Origin of the sequence: Thioalkalivibrio sp. ALMg3, assembly GCF_000381225.1 — a bacterium.
In the GTDB taxonomy this organism is placed as follows: Bacteria; Pseudomonadota; Gammaproteobacteria; order Ectothiorhodospirales; family Ectothiorhodospiraceae; genus Thioalkalivibrio; species Thioalkalivibrio versutus.
Window position 1 is genome coordinate 95,541 of record NZ_KB906221.1, and the last position, 17,558, is coordinate 113,098.

General features: G+C 68.0%; 17 protein-coding genes. 10 read left to right on the forward strand and 7 right to left on the reverse strand.

Annotation, left to right across the window (positions count from 1 at the left end; translation table 11 throughout):
- Nucleotides 1–153 precede the first annotated feature (153 nt).
- From rsxA to F622_RS0104345, 9 genes are all read left to right on the forward strand, one after another.
- Nucleotides 154–732: an electron transport complex subunit RsxA gene (gene rsxA, locus F622_RS0104305; protein ID WP_018146036.1), complete on the forward strand. Its 579-nt coding sequence runs from the start codon at nucleotides 154–156 to the stop codon at nucleotides 730–732.
- Nucleotides 729–1,313, forward strand: coding sequence for an electron transport complex subunit RsxB (rsxB, locus tag F622_RS0104310; protein WP_018146037.1), 585 nt, complete (start codon nucleotides 729–731; stop codon nucleotides 1,311–1,313). The genes rsxA and rsxB overlap by 4 nt, the downstream gene beginning before the upstream one ends.
- A 32-nt stretch (nucleotides 1,314–1,345) precedes the next feature.
- Nucleotides 1,346–3,016, forward strand: a complete 1,671-nt coding sequence (gene rsxC / locus F622_RS0104315) for an electron transport complex subunit RsxC (RefSeq protein WP_019571413.1) — start codon at nucleotides 1,346–1,348, stop codon at nucleotides 3,014–3,016.
- Nucleotides 3,016–4,077, forward strand: a complete 1,062-nt coding sequence (rsxD, locus tag F622_RS0104320) for an electron transport complex subunit RsxD (RefSeq protein WP_019571414.1) — start codon at nucleotides 3,016–3,018, stop codon at nucleotides 4,075–4,077. Before rsxC ends, rsxD begins: the two co-directional genes overlap by 1 nt.
- Nucleotides 4,070–4,765: an electron transport complex subunit RsxG gene (gene rsxG / locus F622_RS0104325; RefSeq protein WP_018169452.1), complete on the forward strand. Its 696-nt coding sequence runs from the start codon at nucleotides 4,070–4,072 to the stop codon at nucleotides 4,763–4,765. The genes rsxD and rsxG overlap by 8 nt, the downstream gene beginning before the upstream one ends.
- Nucleotides 4,762–5,463 carry an electron transport complex subunit E gene (locus F622_RS0104330; protein ID WP_018146041.1) on the forward strand — a complete coding sequence of 234 codons (702 nt, stop codon included), beginning with the start codon at nucleotides 4,762–4,764 and terminating at the stop codon, nucleotides 5,461–5,463. The genes rsxG and F622_RS0104330 overlap by 4 nt, the downstream gene beginning before the upstream one ends.
- Nucleotides 5,464–5,570: 107 nt before the next feature.
- Nucleotides 5,571–6,008 (forward strand): hypothetical protein, encoded by a 438-nt coding sequence (locus F622_RS0104335; RefSeq protein WP_019571415.1) that lies wholly within the window; start codon nucleotides 5,571–5,573, stop codon nucleotides 6,006–6,008.
- A 66-nt stretch (nucleotides 6,009–6,074) separates the two neighbouring features.
- The gene (gene nth / locus F622_RS0104340) at nucleotides 6,075–6,725 is read left to right on the forward strand and encodes an endonuclease III (RefSeq protein WP_018169450.1); all 651 of its coding nucleotides are present in this window, start codon (nucleotides 6,075–6,077) and stop codon (nucleotides 6,723–6,725) included.
- 27 nt (nucleotides 6,726–6,752) lie between these two features.
- Nucleotides 6,753–7,178 carry a DUF1841 family protein gene (locus F622_RS0104345; RefSeq protein WP_018169449.1) on the forward strand — a complete coding sequence of 142 codons (426 nt, stop codon included), beginning with the start codon at nucleotides 6,753–6,755 and terminating at the stop codon, nucleotides 7,176–7,178.
- Here the strand turns inward: F622_RS0104345 and F622_RS0104350 are convergent.
- Genes F622_RS0104350 through F622_RS0104360 form a run of 3 tightly spaced genes read right to left on the reverse strand, consistent with a single transcriptional unit; the run spans nucleotide 7,156 to nucleotide 11,960 of the window.
- Nucleotides 7,156–10,323, reverse strand: coding sequence for an efflux RND transporter permease subunit (locus F622_RS0104350; RefSeq protein ID WP_019571416.1), 3,168 nt, complete (start codon nucleotides 10,321–10,323; stop codon nucleotides 7,156–7,158). The two genes, F622_RS0104345 and F622_RS0104350, sit on opposite strands and share 23 nt — an antisense overlap.
- Nucleotides 10,320–11,447 carry an efflux RND transporter periplasmic adaptor subunit gene (locus F622_RS0104355; protein WP_019571417.1) on the reverse strand — a complete coding sequence of 376 codons (1,128 nt, stop codon included), beginning with the start codon at nucleotides 11,445–11,447 and terminating at the stop codon, nucleotides 10,320–10,322. Before F622_RS0104355 ends, F622_RS0104350 begins: the two co-directional genes overlap by 4 nt.
- A 54-nt stretch (nucleotides 11,448–11,501) precedes the next feature.
- A complete protein-coding gene (locus F622_RS0104360; protein WP_018146047.1) occupies nucleotides 11,502–11,960 on the reverse strand; it encodes a hypothetical protein in 459 nt (152 codons plus the stop codon).
- Between the two features lie 157 nt (nucleotides 11,961–12,117).
- Here F622_RS0104360 and F622_RS0104365 point away from each other — a divergent pair, with 157 nt between their 5' ends.
- Nucleotides 12,118–12,549, forward strand: a complete 432-nt coding sequence (locus F622_RS0104365) for an SRPBCC family protein (protein ID WP_019571418.1) — start codon at nucleotides 12,118–12,120, stop codon at nucleotides 12,547–12,549.
- A 19-nt stretch (nucleotides 12,550–12,568) separates the two neighbouring features.
- On the opposite strand, the gene F622_RS0104370 is transcribed toward F622_RS0104365, so the two are convergent.
- The 4 genes from F622_RS0104370 to F622_RS0104385 form a co-directional block, all read right to left on the reverse strand.
- The gene (locus F622_RS0104370) at nucleotides 12,569–13,936 is read right to left on the reverse strand and encodes a YihY/virulence factor BrkB family protein (protein ID WP_019571419.1); all 1,368 of its coding nucleotides are present in this window, start codon (nucleotides 13,934–13,936) and stop codon (nucleotides 12,569–12,571) included.
- Nucleotides 13,937–13,974: 38 nt separating this feature from the next.
- On the reverse strand, nucleotides 13,975–14,604 hold the full coding sequence (locus F622_RS0104375; RefSeq protein WP_038096101.1) for a YdbL family protein: 630 nt from the start codon (nucleotides 14,602–14,604) through the stop codon (nucleotides 13,975–13,977).
- A gap of 88 nt (nucleotides 14,605–14,692) precedes the next feature.
- On the reverse strand, nucleotides 14,693–16,765 hold the full coding sequence (locus tag F622_RS0104380) for a hypothetical protein (RefSeq protein ID WP_019571420.1): 2,073 nt from the start codon (nucleotides 16,763–16,765) through the stop codon (nucleotides 14,693–14,695).
- The gene (locus F622_RS0104385; protein WP_019571421.1) at nucleotides 16,765–17,556 is read right to left on the reverse strand and encodes a YdcF family protein; all 792 of its coding nucleotides are present in this window, start codon (nucleotides 17,554–17,556) and stop codon (nucleotides 16,765–16,767) included. Before F622_RS0104385 ends, F622_RS0104380 begins: the two co-directional genes overlap by 1 nt.
- Nucleotides 17,557–17,558 lie beyond the last annotated feature (2 nt).

The following is a 17,558-nucleotide window of genomic DNA, read 5'->3' on the forward strand; positions in this document are numbered from 1 at the left end:
GACCGCTGACAAGAAGGTTGTCCGCCGCACACCTGGAAGCCGCCCAAAGACGGGGTCAACCCGCAGAAAGCGGGTACCCACGAAGCCCTCGGGGTTGAGTACGCTGTACCACTCCCGGATACTGTATTGTTGACCTGACGACTCGGATTTAACGTGGAATACGTCCTGATACTCATCAGTACGATCCTCGTGAACAACTTCGTACTGGTGAAGTTTCTGGGCCTGTGCCCGTTCATGGGGGTCTCACGCAAGGTCGAGACGGCCACCGGCATGGGCCTGGCCACGACCTTCGTGCTGACGTTGTCCGCGGTCAGCTCCTACGTGATCAACGAGTACCTGCTGCTCCCGCTCGGGCTGGAGTACCTGCGCACCATCGCCTTCATCCTGGTCATCGCCGCCGTGGTGCAGTTCACCGAGCTGGTGGTGCGCAAGACCTCGCCCCTGCTGTACAACGTGCTGGGCATCTTCCTGCCTCTGATCACCACCAATTGCGCGGTGCTGGGCGTCGCCCTGCTGAACGTCCAGGAGGCGCACAACTTCGTCGAGTCGGCCCTGTACGGCTTCGGCGCCGCGGTCGGTTTCTCGCTGGTCCTGATCCTGTTCTCCGCCATCCGCGAGCGGATCGCGGTGGCCGACGTGCCGGTGATGTTCCGCGGCAGCGCGATCGCCATGATCACCGCCGGGCTGATGTCGCTGGGGTTCATGGGCTTCTCCGGGCTGGTTCGGCTGTGAGCGTGCTGTACGCCATCCTCGCGATCGGCGGCCTGGCCGCCGTATTCGGGGTGATTCTGGGCTTCGCCGCGCAGCGCTTTCGCGTGGAGGCGGACCCAGTCGTCGATCAGATCGATGCCCTGCTGCCGCAGACCCAGTGCGGCCAGTGCTCGTATCCCGGCTGCCGCCCGTACGCCGAGGCCATCGCCGCGGGCGAGGCGGACATCAACCGCTGTCCGCCCGGCGGCCAGGCGACCGTGCGTGCCCTGGCGGACCTGCTCGACCGCGAGCCCACACCGCTGGAGGAAGAAGAGCAGGAGAAGGCCGTCGCCATCATCGACGAGAACATCTGCATCGGCTGCACCCTGTGCATCCAGGCCTGCCCGGTGGACGCGATCCTCGGGGCTGCCAAGCAGATGCACACCGTGATCGAGGAAGAATGCACCGGCTGCGAGCTGTGCATCGAGCCCTGCCCGGTGGACTGCATCACCATGGTCCCGGTCGGCACTGACATCACCGAATGGCGCTGGTCGGAGCCGAACCCTTCGCCGATCGAACGGCCCATCCACGTCATCGCGGACGGTTCGCGGCAGTCCGGCTGAGCCGGATGCCCGCGAACCGTTAGAATACGCTTATGCAGCTGCATCGCTTCCATGGGGGCCTGAAACTGGCCGAAGAGACCGACGCCAGCACCCGCGACCCGGTGCTGGTGATGGGCGTGCCGTCCCGGCTGATCGTCCCCCTGGGCCAGCATATCGGCGAGGCGGCGGAGCCCTGCGTGGCGGTCGGGGACCGAGTGACCAAGGGCCAGCGGATTGGCCAGTCCAAGGGCTATATCGCAGCCCACGTGCATGCCCCCACCTCCGGCGAGGTGGTGGAGATCGCCGACCACGCGGTACCCCACCCTTCGGGCCTCAGCGCCCCCTGCATGACCATCCAAAGCGATGGCCGCGACGACTGGGGCGAAACCCGCATGGAGCCCTGGCTGGACTGGGACACCCGCGACCCGCGCAAGCTGCGCCAACGCATTCGCGATGCCGGGATCGTCGGACTGGGCGGGGCGGCCTTTCCTACCGCGGTCAAGCTCAATCCGCGCGCCGGCCAGCGCATCCACACGCTGATCGTGAACGGGGCCGAGTGCGAACCCTACATCAGCGCCGACGACTCGCTGCTGCGCAGCGCCCCCGAGGCGGTATTCGAGGGCATCCGCATCGTCGCCCACCTGCTGGGTGTGGAGCGCGTACTGTTCGCGGTGGAAGACAACATGCCGGAGGCCATGCGGGCACTGACCGAGACTCTCCCCGGCGAACTGCGCGAGCGGGTCCAGTTGGTCTCGGTGCCATCCATCTATCCCACTGGCGGCGAGCGCCAGCTGATCAAGGTCCTCACCGGCCAGGAGGTCCCCAGCGGCGGCCTGCCGGCGGATATCGGGATGATCTGCAACAACCCGGGTACCTTCAAGGCGGTCTGCGATGCGGTGATCCAGGGTCGCCCGCTATTGTCGCGCATCGTCACCGTCACCGGGCCGGGCGTGCAGCATCCGCGCAATGTCGAGGCCCTGCTGGGGACCCCGTTCGCCGATGTGATCGCCGCCGCCGGTGGCTATGCCGAGGGCGTGGACCGCCTGGTGATGGGCGGCCCGATGATGGGCTTCGCGGTCCATGACGACGCCATCCCGGTGATCAAGGGGACCAACTGCCTGCTGGCGACCCGCCCGCAGGACACGCCCGCACCCGGCCCGCTGATGCCCTGCATCCGCTGCGGCGAGTGCGCGGCCGTCTGCCCGGCGCAACTGCTGCCGCAGCAGCTGTACTGGCAGGCCAGGGCCAAGGACTTCGACGCGACCCAGGAGTACGGCCTGTTCGACTGCATCGAATGTGGCTGCTGCGCGCATGTCTGCCCCAGCAACATCCCGCTGGTGCAGTACTACCGCTATGCCAAGAACGAGATCTGGGCGCGCGAGAAGGAGCGCCAGAAGTCGGATATCGCGCGCGAACGCTACGAGTTCCGCCAGGAACGCATCGAGCGCGAGGAACGCGAAAAGGCCGAACGCATGGCCAAGAAGAAGGCCGCGCTCAAGAAGAAAGACAGCAGCGCCGACGGCGCCAGTAACGAAAACAGCGACAAACAGGCCGCCATCCAGGCCGCGCTCGAGCGCGCCCGAGCGCGCAAGGCCGCCAAGGCCGGGGACGCCGTCGAGGGCGCGGCGACCGAGCAAGCGGACAAGGCGGCCGCCACCCCCGAGACGCACACCGAACCCGCCCAATCCGGCGAACGCGATTCCACGGACACGGGCGACCGCTGATGCGCTTTCGCACCGAATCCTCGCCGCACATGATCCCGGCCCACTCGGTGGGCGGGGTCATGCAGCAGGTCCTGATGGCGCTGGTGCCCGGCACCCTCGCGATGGCCTGGTTCTTCGGCTGGGGCGTACTGGTCAATGTGGTCCTGGCGGTGCTGTTCGCGGTGGCCTTCGAGGCCGCGATCGTCGCCGCCCGCAAGCGCCCGGTGATGGCCACGCTGGGCGACAACTCGGCGATCGTCACCGGCTGGCTGTTCGCGCTGGCGGTACCGCCGCTCACACCCGTCTGGGTCACCCTGATCGGCATCGCCTTCGCCATCATCGTCGCCAAGCACCTGTATGGCGGGCTGGGCTACAACCCGTTCAACCCGGCGATGGTCGGCTACGTGGTGGTACTGGTCTCGTTCCCGCGCGAAATGGCCCTGTGGCCGGCCCCGGACACCCTGTCCGAGATGTCGCTGGGCCTCGGGCAGACGCTGCAAACGGTCCTCACCGGCAGTCTCCCGGCCGCCATGGACTGGGATGCCATCACCCGCGCCACACCGCTGGATGCGATGCGCGAGGGCCTGGGCGCCGGGCGCACGGTCAACGAGATCACCACCAGCCCGCTGTTCGGCACCTTCAGCGAAACCAGCTGGGAGTGGATCGGCAATTTCTTCCTGCTCGGCGGGCTGTACCTGTTGTTCCGGCGGATCATCCACTGGCACATCCCGGTGGCGGTGATCCTGGGCGTGGCGATCCCGGCCGGCTTCTTCTGGATGCTGGACCCGGACTCCTTCGCCTCGCCGGCCTTCCATCTATTCAGCGGCGCGGTGATCATCGGCGCCTTCTTCATCGCCACCGACCCGGTGTCCGCCTCCACCACCCCGCTGGGGCGCATCCTCTACGGGGCCGGCATCGGCCTGCTGATCTTCATCATCCGCACCTGGGGCGGCTACCCGGATGCGGTCGCCTTCGCCGTACTGTTGATGAACATGGTCGCCCCGACCCTGGACCACCTGACGCGCCCGCGCATCTTCGGGCGCGAGCGCCGCGGACCGCCACCGGGGGACGGCCATGGGTAACCTGAAGCCACGGGACATCCTGCTGGCGACCGCCCTGCTCGCTGGGTTTGCCGCCGCCGGGGCCGGCATCGTCGCCCTGGTACAGGACTCCACCGAGGCGCGCATCGCGGAGAACCGCATGGCGGTCAATCGCAACCGCATCGCGGAGCTGACCGGGGAACTCGACTACCGCAACGACCCGGTCCACGACACCATCGATCTGCACCACGAGCTGCTGGGTGGAGGCCCCCTGCCGGTCTGGTTCGCCCGCGATGCCGAGGACGAGGTGGTTGGAATCGTCTTCTCCGCGATCGCCCCGGACGGCTACAGTGGCAATATCCACCTGCTGATCGGCGTCGACCGCGACGGCGAACTCCAGGGCGTGCGGGTCTCCGCGCACCGCGAGACCCCGGGCCTGGGCGATGCCATCGAGGCCGAGCGCTCCGACTGGATCCGCGGCTTCGACGGGCGCTCACTGGGCAACCCACCGGCCGAGGGCTGGCACGTGCGCAAGGACGGCGGGGTCTTCGACCAGTTCACCGGGGCCACCATTACCCCGCGTGCGGTGGTTCGCGCCGTCTATCGCACGCTGGAATACTTCGACCATCACCGTGACGAATTGCTGGCGACCCGGCCCGAGGAAACCGGCTCCGTCACGGAACCGCTCCCGACCAGCGAGATCAACGGGGACGACGAGGCAAGCCGATGAACCCGACCCTGACCGACATCATTCGCGACGGCCTGTGGCACAACAACCCCGGGCTGGTGCAGCTGCTGGGACTGTGCCCGCTGCTGGCGATCTCCGGCACCATGGTCAACGCGATTGGCCTCGGCATCGCGACCACCCTGACCCTGCTGCTGTCGAACGTGCTGGTCTCGCTGATCCGTGACCATGCGCGCCCGGAGATCCGCATCCCGGTGTACGTGCTGATCATCGCCTCCATCGTCACCGCCATCGAACTGGCGATGAACGCCTGGTTTCACGGGCTGTACCTGATCCTCGGCATCTTCATCCCGCTGATCGTGACCAACTGCGCCATCATCGGCCGCGCCGAGGCCTTCGCCTCGCGCAACTCGGTTCCGCGCGCCGCGCTGGACGGGCTGATGATGGGACTGGGCTTCACCGGCGTGCTGATTGCCCTGGGTGCCCTGCGCGAGGTGCTCGGCCAGGGCACCCTGATGGCCAACGCCCACCTGCTGTTCGGCGACTGGGGCCACGGCATGACCCTGCAGCTCTACCCGTCCGAGCACGGCTTCCTGCTGGCCCTGCTGCCCCCCGGCGCCTTCATGGCCATGGGCCTGCTGATCGCCGCCAAGAACTGGATCGACAGCCAGTTCGAAGCGGAACCGAGCCCCACCGGCGACGAGACCGCGACCGCAACCGAGGCGAGCCCCGACAACGCCTGATCGGCTCCGGCCTTGATTCCTGGCTGTCAGCCGGTAAACTTCCGGCGCCACGAATCCGTTCTACCGGGGCCACCGCCCCGGACATTCAAACGTCCCAGGAGATTGGCATGGCTGGACACTTCCCGTTTGCTGGCAAGCGCGGCACGCGCTACGGCCTCGCCCCGCGCGGCACGATCGCCGCCTTTTTCGAGAACCACGGGTTCAACGACGAGCTCCAGGAGAAGTACTACAAGTGGTGGTACGACTTCGCCAAGAACTTTGTCGAGAAGGACAGCGACCTGTCCTACACCATGATCCGCAAGTTCGACAGCTACCCGATGGGCACCCATGCCCACCATGCGTTCCACTTGAACGACAAGTACTGGCCGAGCTGCCTGGACGAGCTGGGTTCGTTCATCCGTGACGTCATCTTCCCGAAGATGGACGAAAAGGCGATGCACGACATCGAAGAGAAGCACGCCAAGCTGATCAAGGACCTGGAGAAGGAAGCCGAGTCCAACCCGCGCGACGCCGCGCCGGATATTGGCCATTTCCGCCACGTCTGAGCAACGCCACTACGCGAGTTGCCGGCCCCGCGAAGCGGGGCCGGTTTGTTTGGAGCCCCCGCATCCATGAACGCCGCGAAGCGAGAAGCCATCTTCGAACGCCTGAAGGCGGCGAACCCCGAGCCGACGACCGAGCTCGACTACGACACCCCCTTTGAACTTTTGATCGCGGTCATCCTGTCGGCCCAGGCCACGGATGTCGGCGTCAACAAGGCCACCCGCCGTCTCTACCCGGTGGCGAACACCCCCGAGGCCATCCTCGAGCTGGGCCTGGACGGTCTCAAGGAACACATCAAGACCATCGGCCTGTACAACGCCAAGGCCGAGAACGTGATGAAGACCTGCCGCCTGCTGGTGGAGCGCCACGGGGGCGAGGTCCCGCGTGATCGCGAATCGCTGGAAGCCCTACCGGGGGTTGGTCGCAAGACCGCGAACGTGATCCTCAACACCGCCTTCGGCGTCCCCACCATCGCGGTGGACACCCACATCTTCCGGGTCGCCAACCGCACCGGCCTGGCCCCGGGCAAGACCGTGCTGGAGGTGGAAAAGCGCCTGATGCGCCTGACCCCGAAGGCCTACTTGCAGGACGCCCACCACTGGCTGATCCTGCACGGGCGCTACGTCTGCAAGGCGCGCAAGCCGGAGTGCTGGCGCTGCCCGATCGAGGATCTGTGCGAATACAAGGCGAAGACGCCGCCCCCGACCCGTGGCGCCTGACCACCACCAATACCCCGAGGACACCCCATGTACGGCAACCGCGACCAGATCCGCACCCAGTTCGTCGACGCCTGGCAAAAGGCCCAGGCCGGCGAGGCCCTGTCTGATCTGGAACAGCAACTGGTGGACGTGATCTCGGACCACCCCGAGTACCACGACTACCTGAAGGACCGCGAGACCGCGCTGACCGGCGAGTTCCCGCCGGAGCTCGGCACCTCCAACCCGTTCCTGCACATGGCCATGCACCTGAGCCTGCGCGACCAGGCGCGCACCGACCGCCCGGCCGGGACCCGCCAGCTGCACCAGGGGCTTTGCGCCCGCTTTGGCGTCATGGATGCCGAGCACCGGATGATGGAGTGCCTGGGCCAGGTCCTGTGGGAAGCCCAGCGCAGCAACGCCGCGCCGGACGAGAACGCCTACCTCGAGTGCATCAAGCGCCTGGCGAGCCGCTGACCGCGGAACCCGACCCGCCCACCGATACCGGCCGTCGGTCCAGACCCCACCGGTCCAGCAATACCAGCATGGCGGGCGTGAACAGCAGGGTCAGCGGAGTCGCAAACAACAGCCCTCCGGCGATGGCCGTCGCCAGCTGGACCCAGAACCCTGTGACCGGCGCGCCGACGTAGAAGTCCCTGCCGGAAAAGTCCACCGTCCACGCCAGCACCATCGGCAACAGGCCGAGGATGGTCGTGATCGCCGTCAACAGCACCGGCCGCATCCGCTGCGCGGCCGCGCGCAGGGCCGCCTCCATCGCATCCAGCCCAAGCCTGCGCTGCTCGTTGTAGGTATCGATCAGCACGATGTTGTTGTTCACCACGATCCCCGCCAGCGCCAGCACACCGATCCCGCTCATCACAATGCCGAAGGGCTCCCCGCGCAGCAGCAACGCCAGCAGCACCCCGGCGGTGGAAAACACGATGGCCGAGAGCACCAGAAAGGCCTGGGAGAAGCGATTGAACTGGGTCACCATCATCGCGAGCATCAGGAACAGCGACAGTCCGAACGCCCCCAGCAGGAAGTTCGTGGCCTCGGCCTGCTCCTCGGCCTGACCGCGAAAGCGCAGCTGCACCTCGGCGTCCAGCTCCAGGTCGGCCATCCGGCCTTCGAGCGCACGCTGGCGCTCGTCTACCAGATAGCCGGGGGCCGCATCCGCCTCCAGGGTGTACGCACGATGGCCATCGCGGCGCTTGATCAGGCCGGTCGCCGGCACCGGCACCAACTCGGCGAAATGGGCCAGCGGCACCAGCCCGGTGGCCCCCGGCAGGTTCAGGCCCGCCAGCTGCTGAAGATGGCGCTGCGCGGCCGGCAAGCGCAAGCGGATATCAACCTCCTCGTCGCTGTAGTCCGGACGGTAGGTTCCCAGCAAGATCCCGCTGGTGACCAGTTGCACGCCCTCGCCCAGCAGCGGGACATCAACCCCGAAGCGAGCCGCCTGTTCACGGTCAAAGCGCACCTCCAGCTCCACCCCGGGCAGGGGCAGGTCGTCGGTCACGTCCACGAACCCGCCGAGGGCGTCCACCTCGGCGCGCAGCTGCCGGATCACGGGTGGGATCCGCTCGGGGTCGGCGCTGGCGGCCTCGACCACGATCGGGCGACCCTCGCTCGGTCCACGTTCCTGGGCCCTGAACTGCAGGCGAATCCCCGGCAGGTCCGCGGTCCGACGGCGCAGGTCTTCGATGATGGCCGAAGCCGGTGGCCGCTGCCGCCAGCCAATCAGCTCCAGCTGAATGACCCCGATCACGTCCTCGGCATAGTCGCCCTGCAGACGACCCAGCTGGGTCCCGATGGTGCGCGCGTAGACGTGGCGGATCTCGGGTACGCCGTGCAGAGTGCCCTCCACCTGGCGGACCAGGGCATCCGCCTCCCATACCGAGAGATCGCCGCGTGCCTGCACCTGGACCTGCACGAAGTCAGGCTCGACCTGCGGGAAGAACTCCACGCCCCGGCCCTGCGTGGCATACAGCGCGTAGGCCACCACGACCACCGCGACCGTCCCCGCCAGCGTCCAGCCGGGATGCCGCACCAGGGATTGCAGCAGGTGGATATAGGCGCGCGTAATCCCCTGCAGTTCGTCGTAGCGTCCCTCCTCCGCCGCGCGCACGTAGCGCGTCTGCGCGGCGTTGATCGGCCGGCTCTGCCCGATCACGGCACCCAGCGCCGGGATAAAGACCAGTGCCATCGCCAGCGAGGCGATCAGGGTCACGATCACGGTGGCCGGCAGGTAGACGATGAACTCGCCGACCATGCCGGGCCACAGCAGCATGGGCGCGAACACCGCCAGCGTGGTCCCAATGGCCGTTGTGATGGGCCAGGCCATGCGCTGGGCGGCCGCGCGGAATGCATCCGCCCGCGCCATGCCCTCGGCCACATAGCGATCCGCCAGCTCCACGACCACCACGGCACCGTCCACCAGCATGCCCACGACCAGGATCAGGCCGAACAGCACCACCACGTTCAGTGTGAAACCCATCAGGTAGATCACCAGGATGCCGCCGAGGAAGGCCCCGGGAATCGCCATTCCCACCAGCAGCGCCGCCCGCGCCCCCATCATCGCCAGGATCACCAGCGCCACGATCAGCATCGCGGTGATCACGCTGTTCTCCAGGTCCCCCAGCAGGTCGCCTACATCCCGCGCCATGTCCTGCAGGTAGGTCACCTCCACCGCTTCCGGCCAGTCGGCCCGGGCGGCCTCAATGGTCGCCCGGGCAGCGGCCACGACCTCGAGGATATTAGCCTCCGAGGCCTTGCGGATCTCCAGCGAAACCGAAGGCTGACCATCGATGCGGGTGAAACCCTCGGGGTCGCGGTAGGTCTGACGCACCTCCGCGACATCGCGCACCCGCACCACCGCATCGCCCTCCACGCGGATCGCGGTGTCCAGCACGTCGTCGACATCATCAATGGTGCCCGGCACGCGCAGCGGAATACGTCCGGCCCCGGTGTCCAGCGCGCCGGCCGCCACCAGCCGGTTGTTGCGCTCGATCGCGCGGGTCAGTTCGCTGAAGGACAGTTCATAGGTCTCCAGCACCAGCGGATCGACCAGGACCTCCATCTGCTCCTCGCGATCCCCGCCGACATCCGCCTCCAGCACCCCGGGGATCGCCTCGACCCGGTCGCGCAGCTCGCGCGCCAGGCGCACCAGCGCCCGCTCGTCCAGCGGCCCGGAGAGATTCAGCGTCAGCACCGGAAACAGCGACAGATCGACCTCGGAGACGCTCGGCTCCTCCGCACCCGCCGGCAGCTCGGGGCGCACCTGGTCGACCTCCTCGCGCAGGTCCGACAACGCCTGGCGATTGTCCCAGCCCGGCTCGAAGTCCAGACGCACCAGGGCAAAGCCCTCGCCCGCCCAGGACTGCATCTCGTCCACCCCGGGCAGTGCCTGCAGCTCGCGCTCCAGCGGCCGCAGCATCAAGCGCTCGGCGTCTTCCGGGCTGACCCCGGGATACGGCACCGAGACAAAGAAGATCGGGACATCGATCTCCGGTGCCGCCTCCTTGGGCACGATGTGGTAGGCGGTCGCCCCCAGCACCAGGATCAACAGAAGAAAAAGCAGTACCGTCCGGGCATGTGCCACCGCCCAGGCGATCAGGGACCTCACGGCGCCGCCCCGTCCACCGATTCCGGCACCGACGCCCCGGGGTCCACCTGCGCCGCTTGCGGGCGCACCGGCTCGCCATCCGTTACGAAACCGTGGCCGATGGTGATCACCCGTGCCTGTTCGGGCAGGCCGGTCACCCAAACGCCATCGGCCGCGGCCCGGATCACCTCCACGGCGTGGAACACCACCCGATCCGCCGCGTCGACCGTCTTCACGCCCACACGCCCGGCGTCATCCAGCCCCATCCAGGCCGGGGACAGCTTGTGCGCCTGCACCACGGCGGTCGGGATCTCGACGCCGGCACTGATACCCGACGGCAGGGCCTCGTCCGGGTTCGGCACGGCAATCTCGACGCGAAAGGTCTGCGTGCCCGATTCGGCCACGCGCGAAACGAACCGCACCTCGCCCTCGGCACGCCGTCGATCAAGGAAACGGATCCGCGCCGGCTGGCCCGGCTCGACCCGCCCGATCTGGTGCTGGGGTACCTGCACCACCGCCAGGAGCGGGTCGTTGTCGACCACCTCCGCAACCGGGTCGCCGCGACTGACGAAGTCACCACGATCCGCCAGGCGCTGATTCACGATGCCCGCGACGGGTGCGACGATCCGCGTGTTGCGAATGTCCAGCTCGACTGCCTCGAGCTCGGCCCGTGCGGCCTCGCGCTCCGCCTCGCGGGCCTCCAGCTGGGTACGCGAGACATGGCCCTGGTCGTGCAGGCGCTGGGCCGCCTCGTATTCGCTCTCCGCCCCGCGCAACCGGGCAATCGCCTGCCGCCGCCGCGCCTCGCGATCATCCATGCGCAGGTTCGCGAGTTCATCCCCCACATCCACCCGCGCCCCGCGGGCCACGGCCCATTCCGCGACCTGGCCTTCGGTCTCCGCCCGCACCATTACTCGCAGATCCGGTTCCACCCGCCCTTGCAGCACCAGCAAACGCTCTACCGGCTCGGCCGTGAGCTCCGTTACCGCCACCGCCATGGGCTGGGGATCGCTTGCCCGCGGCGCCTCCTCCGTCTCGCGCCCGAGCATCCCGGAGACGATCCAGACCACCACGAGGATCAGAATGCCCAGGGCGATGAACAACCGGGACTGGGCGCGCAGGCCCTGCCAGACAGACCCGCTCACGCTACGCTTCCAGCCGCGCCCGGACGAACTGCACCAGCAACCCGGTCCCGGGTCTCACTGTGCACCACCGAACAGCCGCTGCCACCAGCGCCGGCGACTGCCGGTGGGGGGCACCGCGACCTCGAGATCCACCGGCGGCACCCGCGACACGACCCAGCCCGGCAGGACCCGGAGCCCGGAGGAGCCGCAGCTGGAGCCGAGGTTGTTGGGATCGAAGATCTTCACGAACTCCGGATGCTCGCGGTCATCGACGTACACGATCCCGCAGTAATCCTCGTCGTGATCACGCCGCAAGAGGGCGTCGACCTCGTCGACGAAACGCCGGAAGGTCTCCTCCGGCACCGGCTGATCCGGGACATCGTCGCCCACCGCATAGACGTACCATCCGGCGTCCGCGCGCTCGCGCAGACGCTCCCACAGTTGGTCCAGCTGCTCCCAGTACAGGATGCCGGTGGACCCGGCCTCGAATCGTTGCAGGAAGTCGAGTTCGGGACATTGTTGCGCGGTGGACATAAAGGGCATCCGGGGGTCGCCAGCATAAGCAAACATCGTAGGCCCCCACCCCGGATGCGACAAGCCGGTGGAAGCGGATCCGACCCACGCTTGCGTGGAACCCCGAACCCGCGCCAGGCTCTTAGTCCAAAGAGCCGCCATCGAAGACGAATCCGCCATGCGAACGATCAGCCACTCCACCTCCCTGCGCGCCGAGCCGGATCGGGTCTTCGAGCTCCTGAGCCACGTCCCCAATTTCGTGGACCTGTGCGACCACGTGGAACATATCGAGCGGCTGGGCGATGACTGCTACCGCTGGACCATTCGCGCCGCCGGCATGCGCATGGGCTTCGACGTCGAAGTCTGCAGCGCCATCGCCCCCGAACACTTCGCCTGGCGCTCCATCCGCGGGATTCACAATCGCGGCAGTTACCGGCTGACCCCTGATGGCGAGGGCCATACGCGGGTGGACTTCGAACTGGAGTACAAGCTGAATCCGATCCTGGATGCCGCCGTGCGACGCGTGGCCCAGTCGCTGGTGGAGCGCGTATCGGGGCAGCTGATGGACCGCGCCCAGCAGCGCCTGGATGCCGAGGCGCCACGCGCCTGACGGCCCTGCAGGCCAGCCGTCAGGCGGTTTCCACCGCCCCGGAATCGCCGGCAGCCTCGTTCAATAGATCGCGCAGGGTGCGTCCATCCAGACGCTCCCGCCGCGCCACATCGACGTCCTTCAGGGTCCGCTCCACCGCCGCACTGCCACGCAAGCGGCGGATCGCGCGGTCGTCGGTGTCCGCGCGCAGGGCCTCCAGGATCTCGTCCACACGGATGGCGTCGAGATCCCGCGCCGGGACCAGCTGCAGCCCGTCCTCGCCCGCCTTCAGCAACAGCCCGGCCTCCTCCAGCCGGCGCGCGGAGCCTCCCAGGGCATTGCCCGGGACGGCCAGCGCCGCGGCGACCTCGTCCAGCGTCGGCGCCGGATGCCCGTCATGGAAGCGCTGTCCGACCTGCTGCATCAGGTGCAGGCCCATGCGCTCGCGCCCCGCGCCGGACAAGCGCAGGCGGATACCGCGCACGTTCATGTATTCCGGATGCTGCACGAAGAAGGCGACGTTCGCCCCGATCAGCAGGATCAGCCAGGCGAGATAGAGCCAGATCAGCAGCATGATCATGATCGCGAAGCTGGAGTAGATCGCCGCATAGCGGGTCGAACCCGCCACCATGTTGGCGAACACCCAGCCAACGCTCTGCCACAGCAACCCGGCCACCACGGCCCCGAGCAGCGCCGGGATCACCTTCACCCGGGTGTTCGGCACAAACACATAGATAAAGGCAAAGGCGGCGATGATCAGGAGATAGGGCACCAGCCGCGAGATCTCGGTGATCAGCATGCCGACGGGCCCGATCCCGGCGACCGTCTGCATCGCCGCCGACGACATCACGGTGGCGGTCACCCCCAGGGCGGAGACCACCAGGACCGGACCGATCAGGATCACCGACAGGTAGTTGGAGAAGCGCTGGGCCAGGCTGCGGTTGTTCTCCACCCGCCAGATGGCGTTGAAGGCCAGCTCGATCTTCTGCACCAGTGCGATGACCGTGTAGACCAGGAACAGCAGACCCACGAACCCGAGCACGCCCACGCGCATATTGTCGACAAACTCGAGCACATTGTGGGCAATCTCCACCCCCTGCTCGCCCAGGGGCTCGAGCACGCCCAGCAAGAATGGCTCCACTGCGTTATGGGCACCAAAGGCCTTGAGCACCGAGAATGACAGCGCCAGCAGCGGCACCATCGACAACAGGGTGGTGAACACCAGGCTCATCGCGCGCAGCGTCAGCTGGCCCTCGGAGACCTCGCGCACCAGCGCGAAGACACCGCGTACCATCCCGAGCGGAACGGCCTTCCAGCGCGGCAACGCCGAAAGATCCGTGTCATTGACCAGCTCGGTCAACTGGCGGCGCCGGGCATCCAGGCGCTCGGCCCAGGCTATGCCGGCCACGCATCACTCCCGTGGATGGGGGGTTCCCTCACGCGCCGTTACTTCTGCTGCCACTGGCCGTTGCCGTCCTGGTACCAGTAACCCGAGGGGGCCTCTTCCACCCAGACGCGGGCAAAGGTCTCGCGGATCTGGCGTTCCCAGTCCGGACGGTCATTGGCCCGGGCGATCTCGCGGTAGAGCGAATCCCGATCCGAGTTCTCCTCGCTGACCAGTCGCTGCACGGTGCTGCGATCGCGCAGCGGAACCTCGGAGAGATCGCGGATCACCACATCCGCATTGTTACCGAAACCGATCGCACCGCTGCGGAAATGCGGTGCCAGCTGCGGCCCCCGCTCGCGCAGCGAGGCCCGGATGCGGTTAATGGCCGGGGTCTCGATCTGCAGGTCCGGGCTCTGCGCGGCGGCCGGGCTCACCAGGCGTTCCAGCACCCACACGAGCACCGGCGCGGCGCTCGTCGTGCCCGTGTGGCGCGGCTCCGACGGCGGCAGCTGCACACCGGACTCGGACTCCGGTGCCGGCTCGGCCTCGGGCACCTGCAGCGCATCCCGCACGATGGCGCGCGCCGCCTCCTCCGCCGCTGCGGTGGGGAAGTAGATATTGATGGTCACGCAGCCCGCGAGCAGCGCGAACATCAGAGCCAGTCCCGGAACACTCCACAAAGCCTTCATGCCTGTCATCCCTTGTTCGGGCGGGTAAACCCCGCATGTGCCCAATCTACACCATCATCCTGAACCGCAACCAAACACCGCGGCTGACTCATTGCACGACCGGCCCCTCGCCGCCCTGAATCGTCGCCAGGCGGTCGATCAGTTCCGGCCAGTCCACCCTGCGGTTGTAGCCGATCACCTCGATCTGCGGCAGGCCACCGCCCTGTACCAGCACGAACCCGCCGTCCGGGCGATCTGCCACCCCGGAGGCCGTGCACACGTCCCCGCGCAGTTCGCAGCGAAAGCCCAGGCGGCGATAGCTGAAGTTCTCGAAAACGCGCAGGAAGATCGACGAAGCCGCCGCCTGCAGGCCGCCACCCAGCTCAGTGATGTTCTCCACCGCCCGCTGGCTGATGCGCCGCCGTCCCGGATCGTCCATTGGCGTCATCAACTCCAGGTCCATGTGCACCGGCGACCAGTCCACCATCACCAGGTCGTTCACGTGCCCCGACAGCCGTCCCTGGATCCGGCCGATATCGAAGGCCCGCGTGACCAGTTCCAGGTCCAGACGCTGGATCTGCGTCGACAACCCGAGCTCCGGTGCATACCCGAACAGATCGTGAATATAGACATCGCGCAGCACCACCTCGCCATCAAACACCTGGACCAGCAGCCGCCCATCCACGTTCAGATCACCGTCCTCCAGGCGCACCCGCGGGATCATCCCGGCCACCTGACCGGAGAAGCGAGGCCAGCCTAACACCCCGGTCAGCGACTCCAGACTGATCGCCCGAATCCCCCCCTGAAACTGCACGTCCGGCCCGGTCTCGGTCTGCTGCACGCTGAAGGCCCCGACCCGCAGGCCCCCATCGAGGATCGGGATCTCGGTCGCCTCCAGCAATTCCAGCCCCTGTGGCCGCGCACGCACCCGGGCGGAAAACCCGTCGAACGGCAGGCCGTACAGATGGGCGGCATCAAAGCCGATGCGGCCGGGGCCACCCGGCACGGTGGCGGACCAGTCCAGCTCGCCCTGCGCACCGCTCACACCAAAACGCCCACGCCGGTCCTGAGCCTCGACCCCGGACCATTCGAGCCGGGCGTAGTGCGGCTCGGAGGCTTGCACCTCGACCTCGCCGGTCATACGCCCTGCGGCATCCAGTTCGCCCAGGGCTGTGCCCACCAGCCACGGCGACAGCACGGTCTCGTAGATCACGCCAAGTGCCCCGACCTCACCCCGGAACTGGCCATCCAGACCACGTTCGGGCGCGAAGGCGAGACCCTGTCCCTGCAGCGAGGCCGCCTCGCCATAATCCAGTGACAGCGACTCCGCTCGCACCGCTCGGCTCTCGCCGCCCACCACCACCCCGCGGGCGTCCAGGGTCAACGGACCCTCGGCATCCAGATCGACAAACCAGGGATCGACGAACACCACACCCGCTGTCAGTGCCAGATCAACATCCCAGCCGTCGGCATCGCCCGCGAGGCGCAGCCGGCCGTCCAGTTCTTCCCCAGCCTGCAGGCCCAGATCGTCGCTGAATGCGAGATCATGCACCGTCAGCGTGACCTCGGAACGCCCGCGTTCACGCCAGTGCAGCGCGAGATCCGCCGTGCCCTGCCCCAGATGCACGGGCAAATCCATTGGCAGGCGCGCCGACCCGGCCAGGGCCGCCAGGTTGATCCCCGCGAGATCGGCCCGCACATCCCAGCCGCGGGCGGGATCCAGCCGCACGTGGAAATCGCCCTGCGCCCCGAACCAACCGGGCCACGCACCCGCCAGCGCAAGCGCGCCCGTCTCGCGCCCCCAATACAGGCCTACCGGGGCACCCCGCAGGTGCAGATCCCCGGCATCACCCCAGAGTCGCGCCGTATCGCAGCGGACCTCGGCACGACTTACCTGCAGACCACTGCATTCCACGCGCAGGTCTTGCAGGGTTCCGATGGGCTCGGGGAGTTCGACGCGATCCGCGCGGATCGCCAGGGACAGGCCTTCGCGCGTCCATTGCACACGGGTGCGCAGGCCATGCGCGTCAAGATCGTCGCGCAACAGGGATTCGATCCGCAGATCCAGCTGGATGCCGCCATCGAACTCCGCATCCGCGGCCACGGCCACACCCGCCAGCAGAAAGAGCACCAGCCCGGCCGCCGCGCCATACAAGCCCGGTGCACGGCGCAGCGCGAGCATCAGGCCGGGTCGCCCCGCTCCGGCAGACGGTCGCGTAGCGGCCGTGCCAGGCGGGCCAGCCATTCACGCATCGCGAAGCGCGACGTCTCCAAGGCCTCGAGGGTCGGCAGGAAGTCCTCGACCCGCCGTGGATCGCTCGTGGGGCCGCGAAAGCCGGTCGGTGCCGGGTCGGCCGCCAGGCCGGCACGTTCGAAGCAGGCCAGGGCACGCGGCATGTGCAGGGCCTGGGTCACCACCAGCACCCGTTGCACGTCGCTTTGCTGCAGGCGCTGGCGGGTGTGCGTGGCGTTTTCGCAGGTGTTGCGCGAGGTGCTCTCCAGCCAGCGCACCGGCACACCCAGATCGGTTTGCAGGGTGGCCGCCATCAGCTCGGCCTCGGAGCGCCGCCCGGGCAACGCGCCCGGACGCCCGCCCGAGACCAGCAGCGGCAGCCCGGTGTCGCGGTGCAGCCTGGCGGCATGGCGCAGACGCTCGTGGGTCTGGGGATTCAGGGCATCGCGGCCGCCGTCCTCGCTGCGTCCGGGCCAGCGTCCGCCGCCCAGCACCACGATGGCATCGGCCCGCCCCACCGCCACCACGGCATCGCGCAGATCGCGCTCGATGGCGTGCGCCAGTGGCTGGGCAACAACATTCAGGCTTGGCAGCACCAGCGCCAGCAGACCGATCGCCAATAACGGCCGCCCCCCGCGCCAGTCGGCGCGCCAGAAGGCGACCCCGACCAGGGTCAGCGCGATCCCAAGCCCCGGGGGCAGCAACAGGTATTCGGCAACCGTCTGCAGGGACGCGAGCACGG

Coding starts and splice junctions, on each gene's coding strand:
- rsxC (WP_019571413.1), top strand. CDS start 1,346: ATGCAGCTGCATCGCTTCCATGGGGGCCTGAAACTGGCCGAAGAGACC.
- rsxD (WP_019571414.1), top strand. CDS start 3,016: ATGCGCTTTCGCACCGAATCCTCGCCGCACATGATCCCGGCCCACTCG.
- rsxG (WP_018169452.1), top strand. CDS start 4,070: ATGGGTAACCTGAAGCCACGGGACATCCTGCTGGCGACCGCCCTGCTC.
- F622_RS0104330 (WP_018146041.1), top strand. CDS start 4,762: ATGAACCCGACCCTGACCGACATCATTCGCGACGGCCTGTGGCACAAC.
- F622_RS0104335 (WP_019571415.1), top strand. CDS start 5,571: ATGGCTGGACACTTCCCGTTTGCTGGCAAGCGCGGCACGCGCTACGGC.
- nth (WP_018169450.1), top strand. CDS start 6,075: ATGAACGCCGCGAAGCGAGAAGCCATCTTCGAACGCCTGAAGGCGGCG.
- F622_RS0104345 (WP_018169449.1), top strand. CDS start 6,753: ATGTACGGCAACCGCGACCAGATCCGCACCCAGTTCGTCGACGCCTGG.
- F622_RS0104360 (WP_018146047.1), bottom strand. CDS start 11,960: ATGTCCACCGCGCAACAATGTCCCGAACTCGACTTCCTGCAACGATTC.
- F622_RS0104365 (WP_019571418.1), top strand. CDS start 12,118: ATGCGAACGATCAGCCACTCCACCTCCCTGCGCGCCGAGCCGGATCGG.
- F622_RS0104375 (WP_038096101.1), bottom strand. CDS start 14,604: ATGAAGGCTTTGTGGAGTGTTCCGGGACTGGCTCTGATGTTCGCGCTG.
- F622_RS0104380 (WP_019571420.1), bottom strand. CDS start 16,765: ATGCTCGCGCTGCGCCGTGCACCGGGCTTGTATGGCGCGGCGGCCGGG.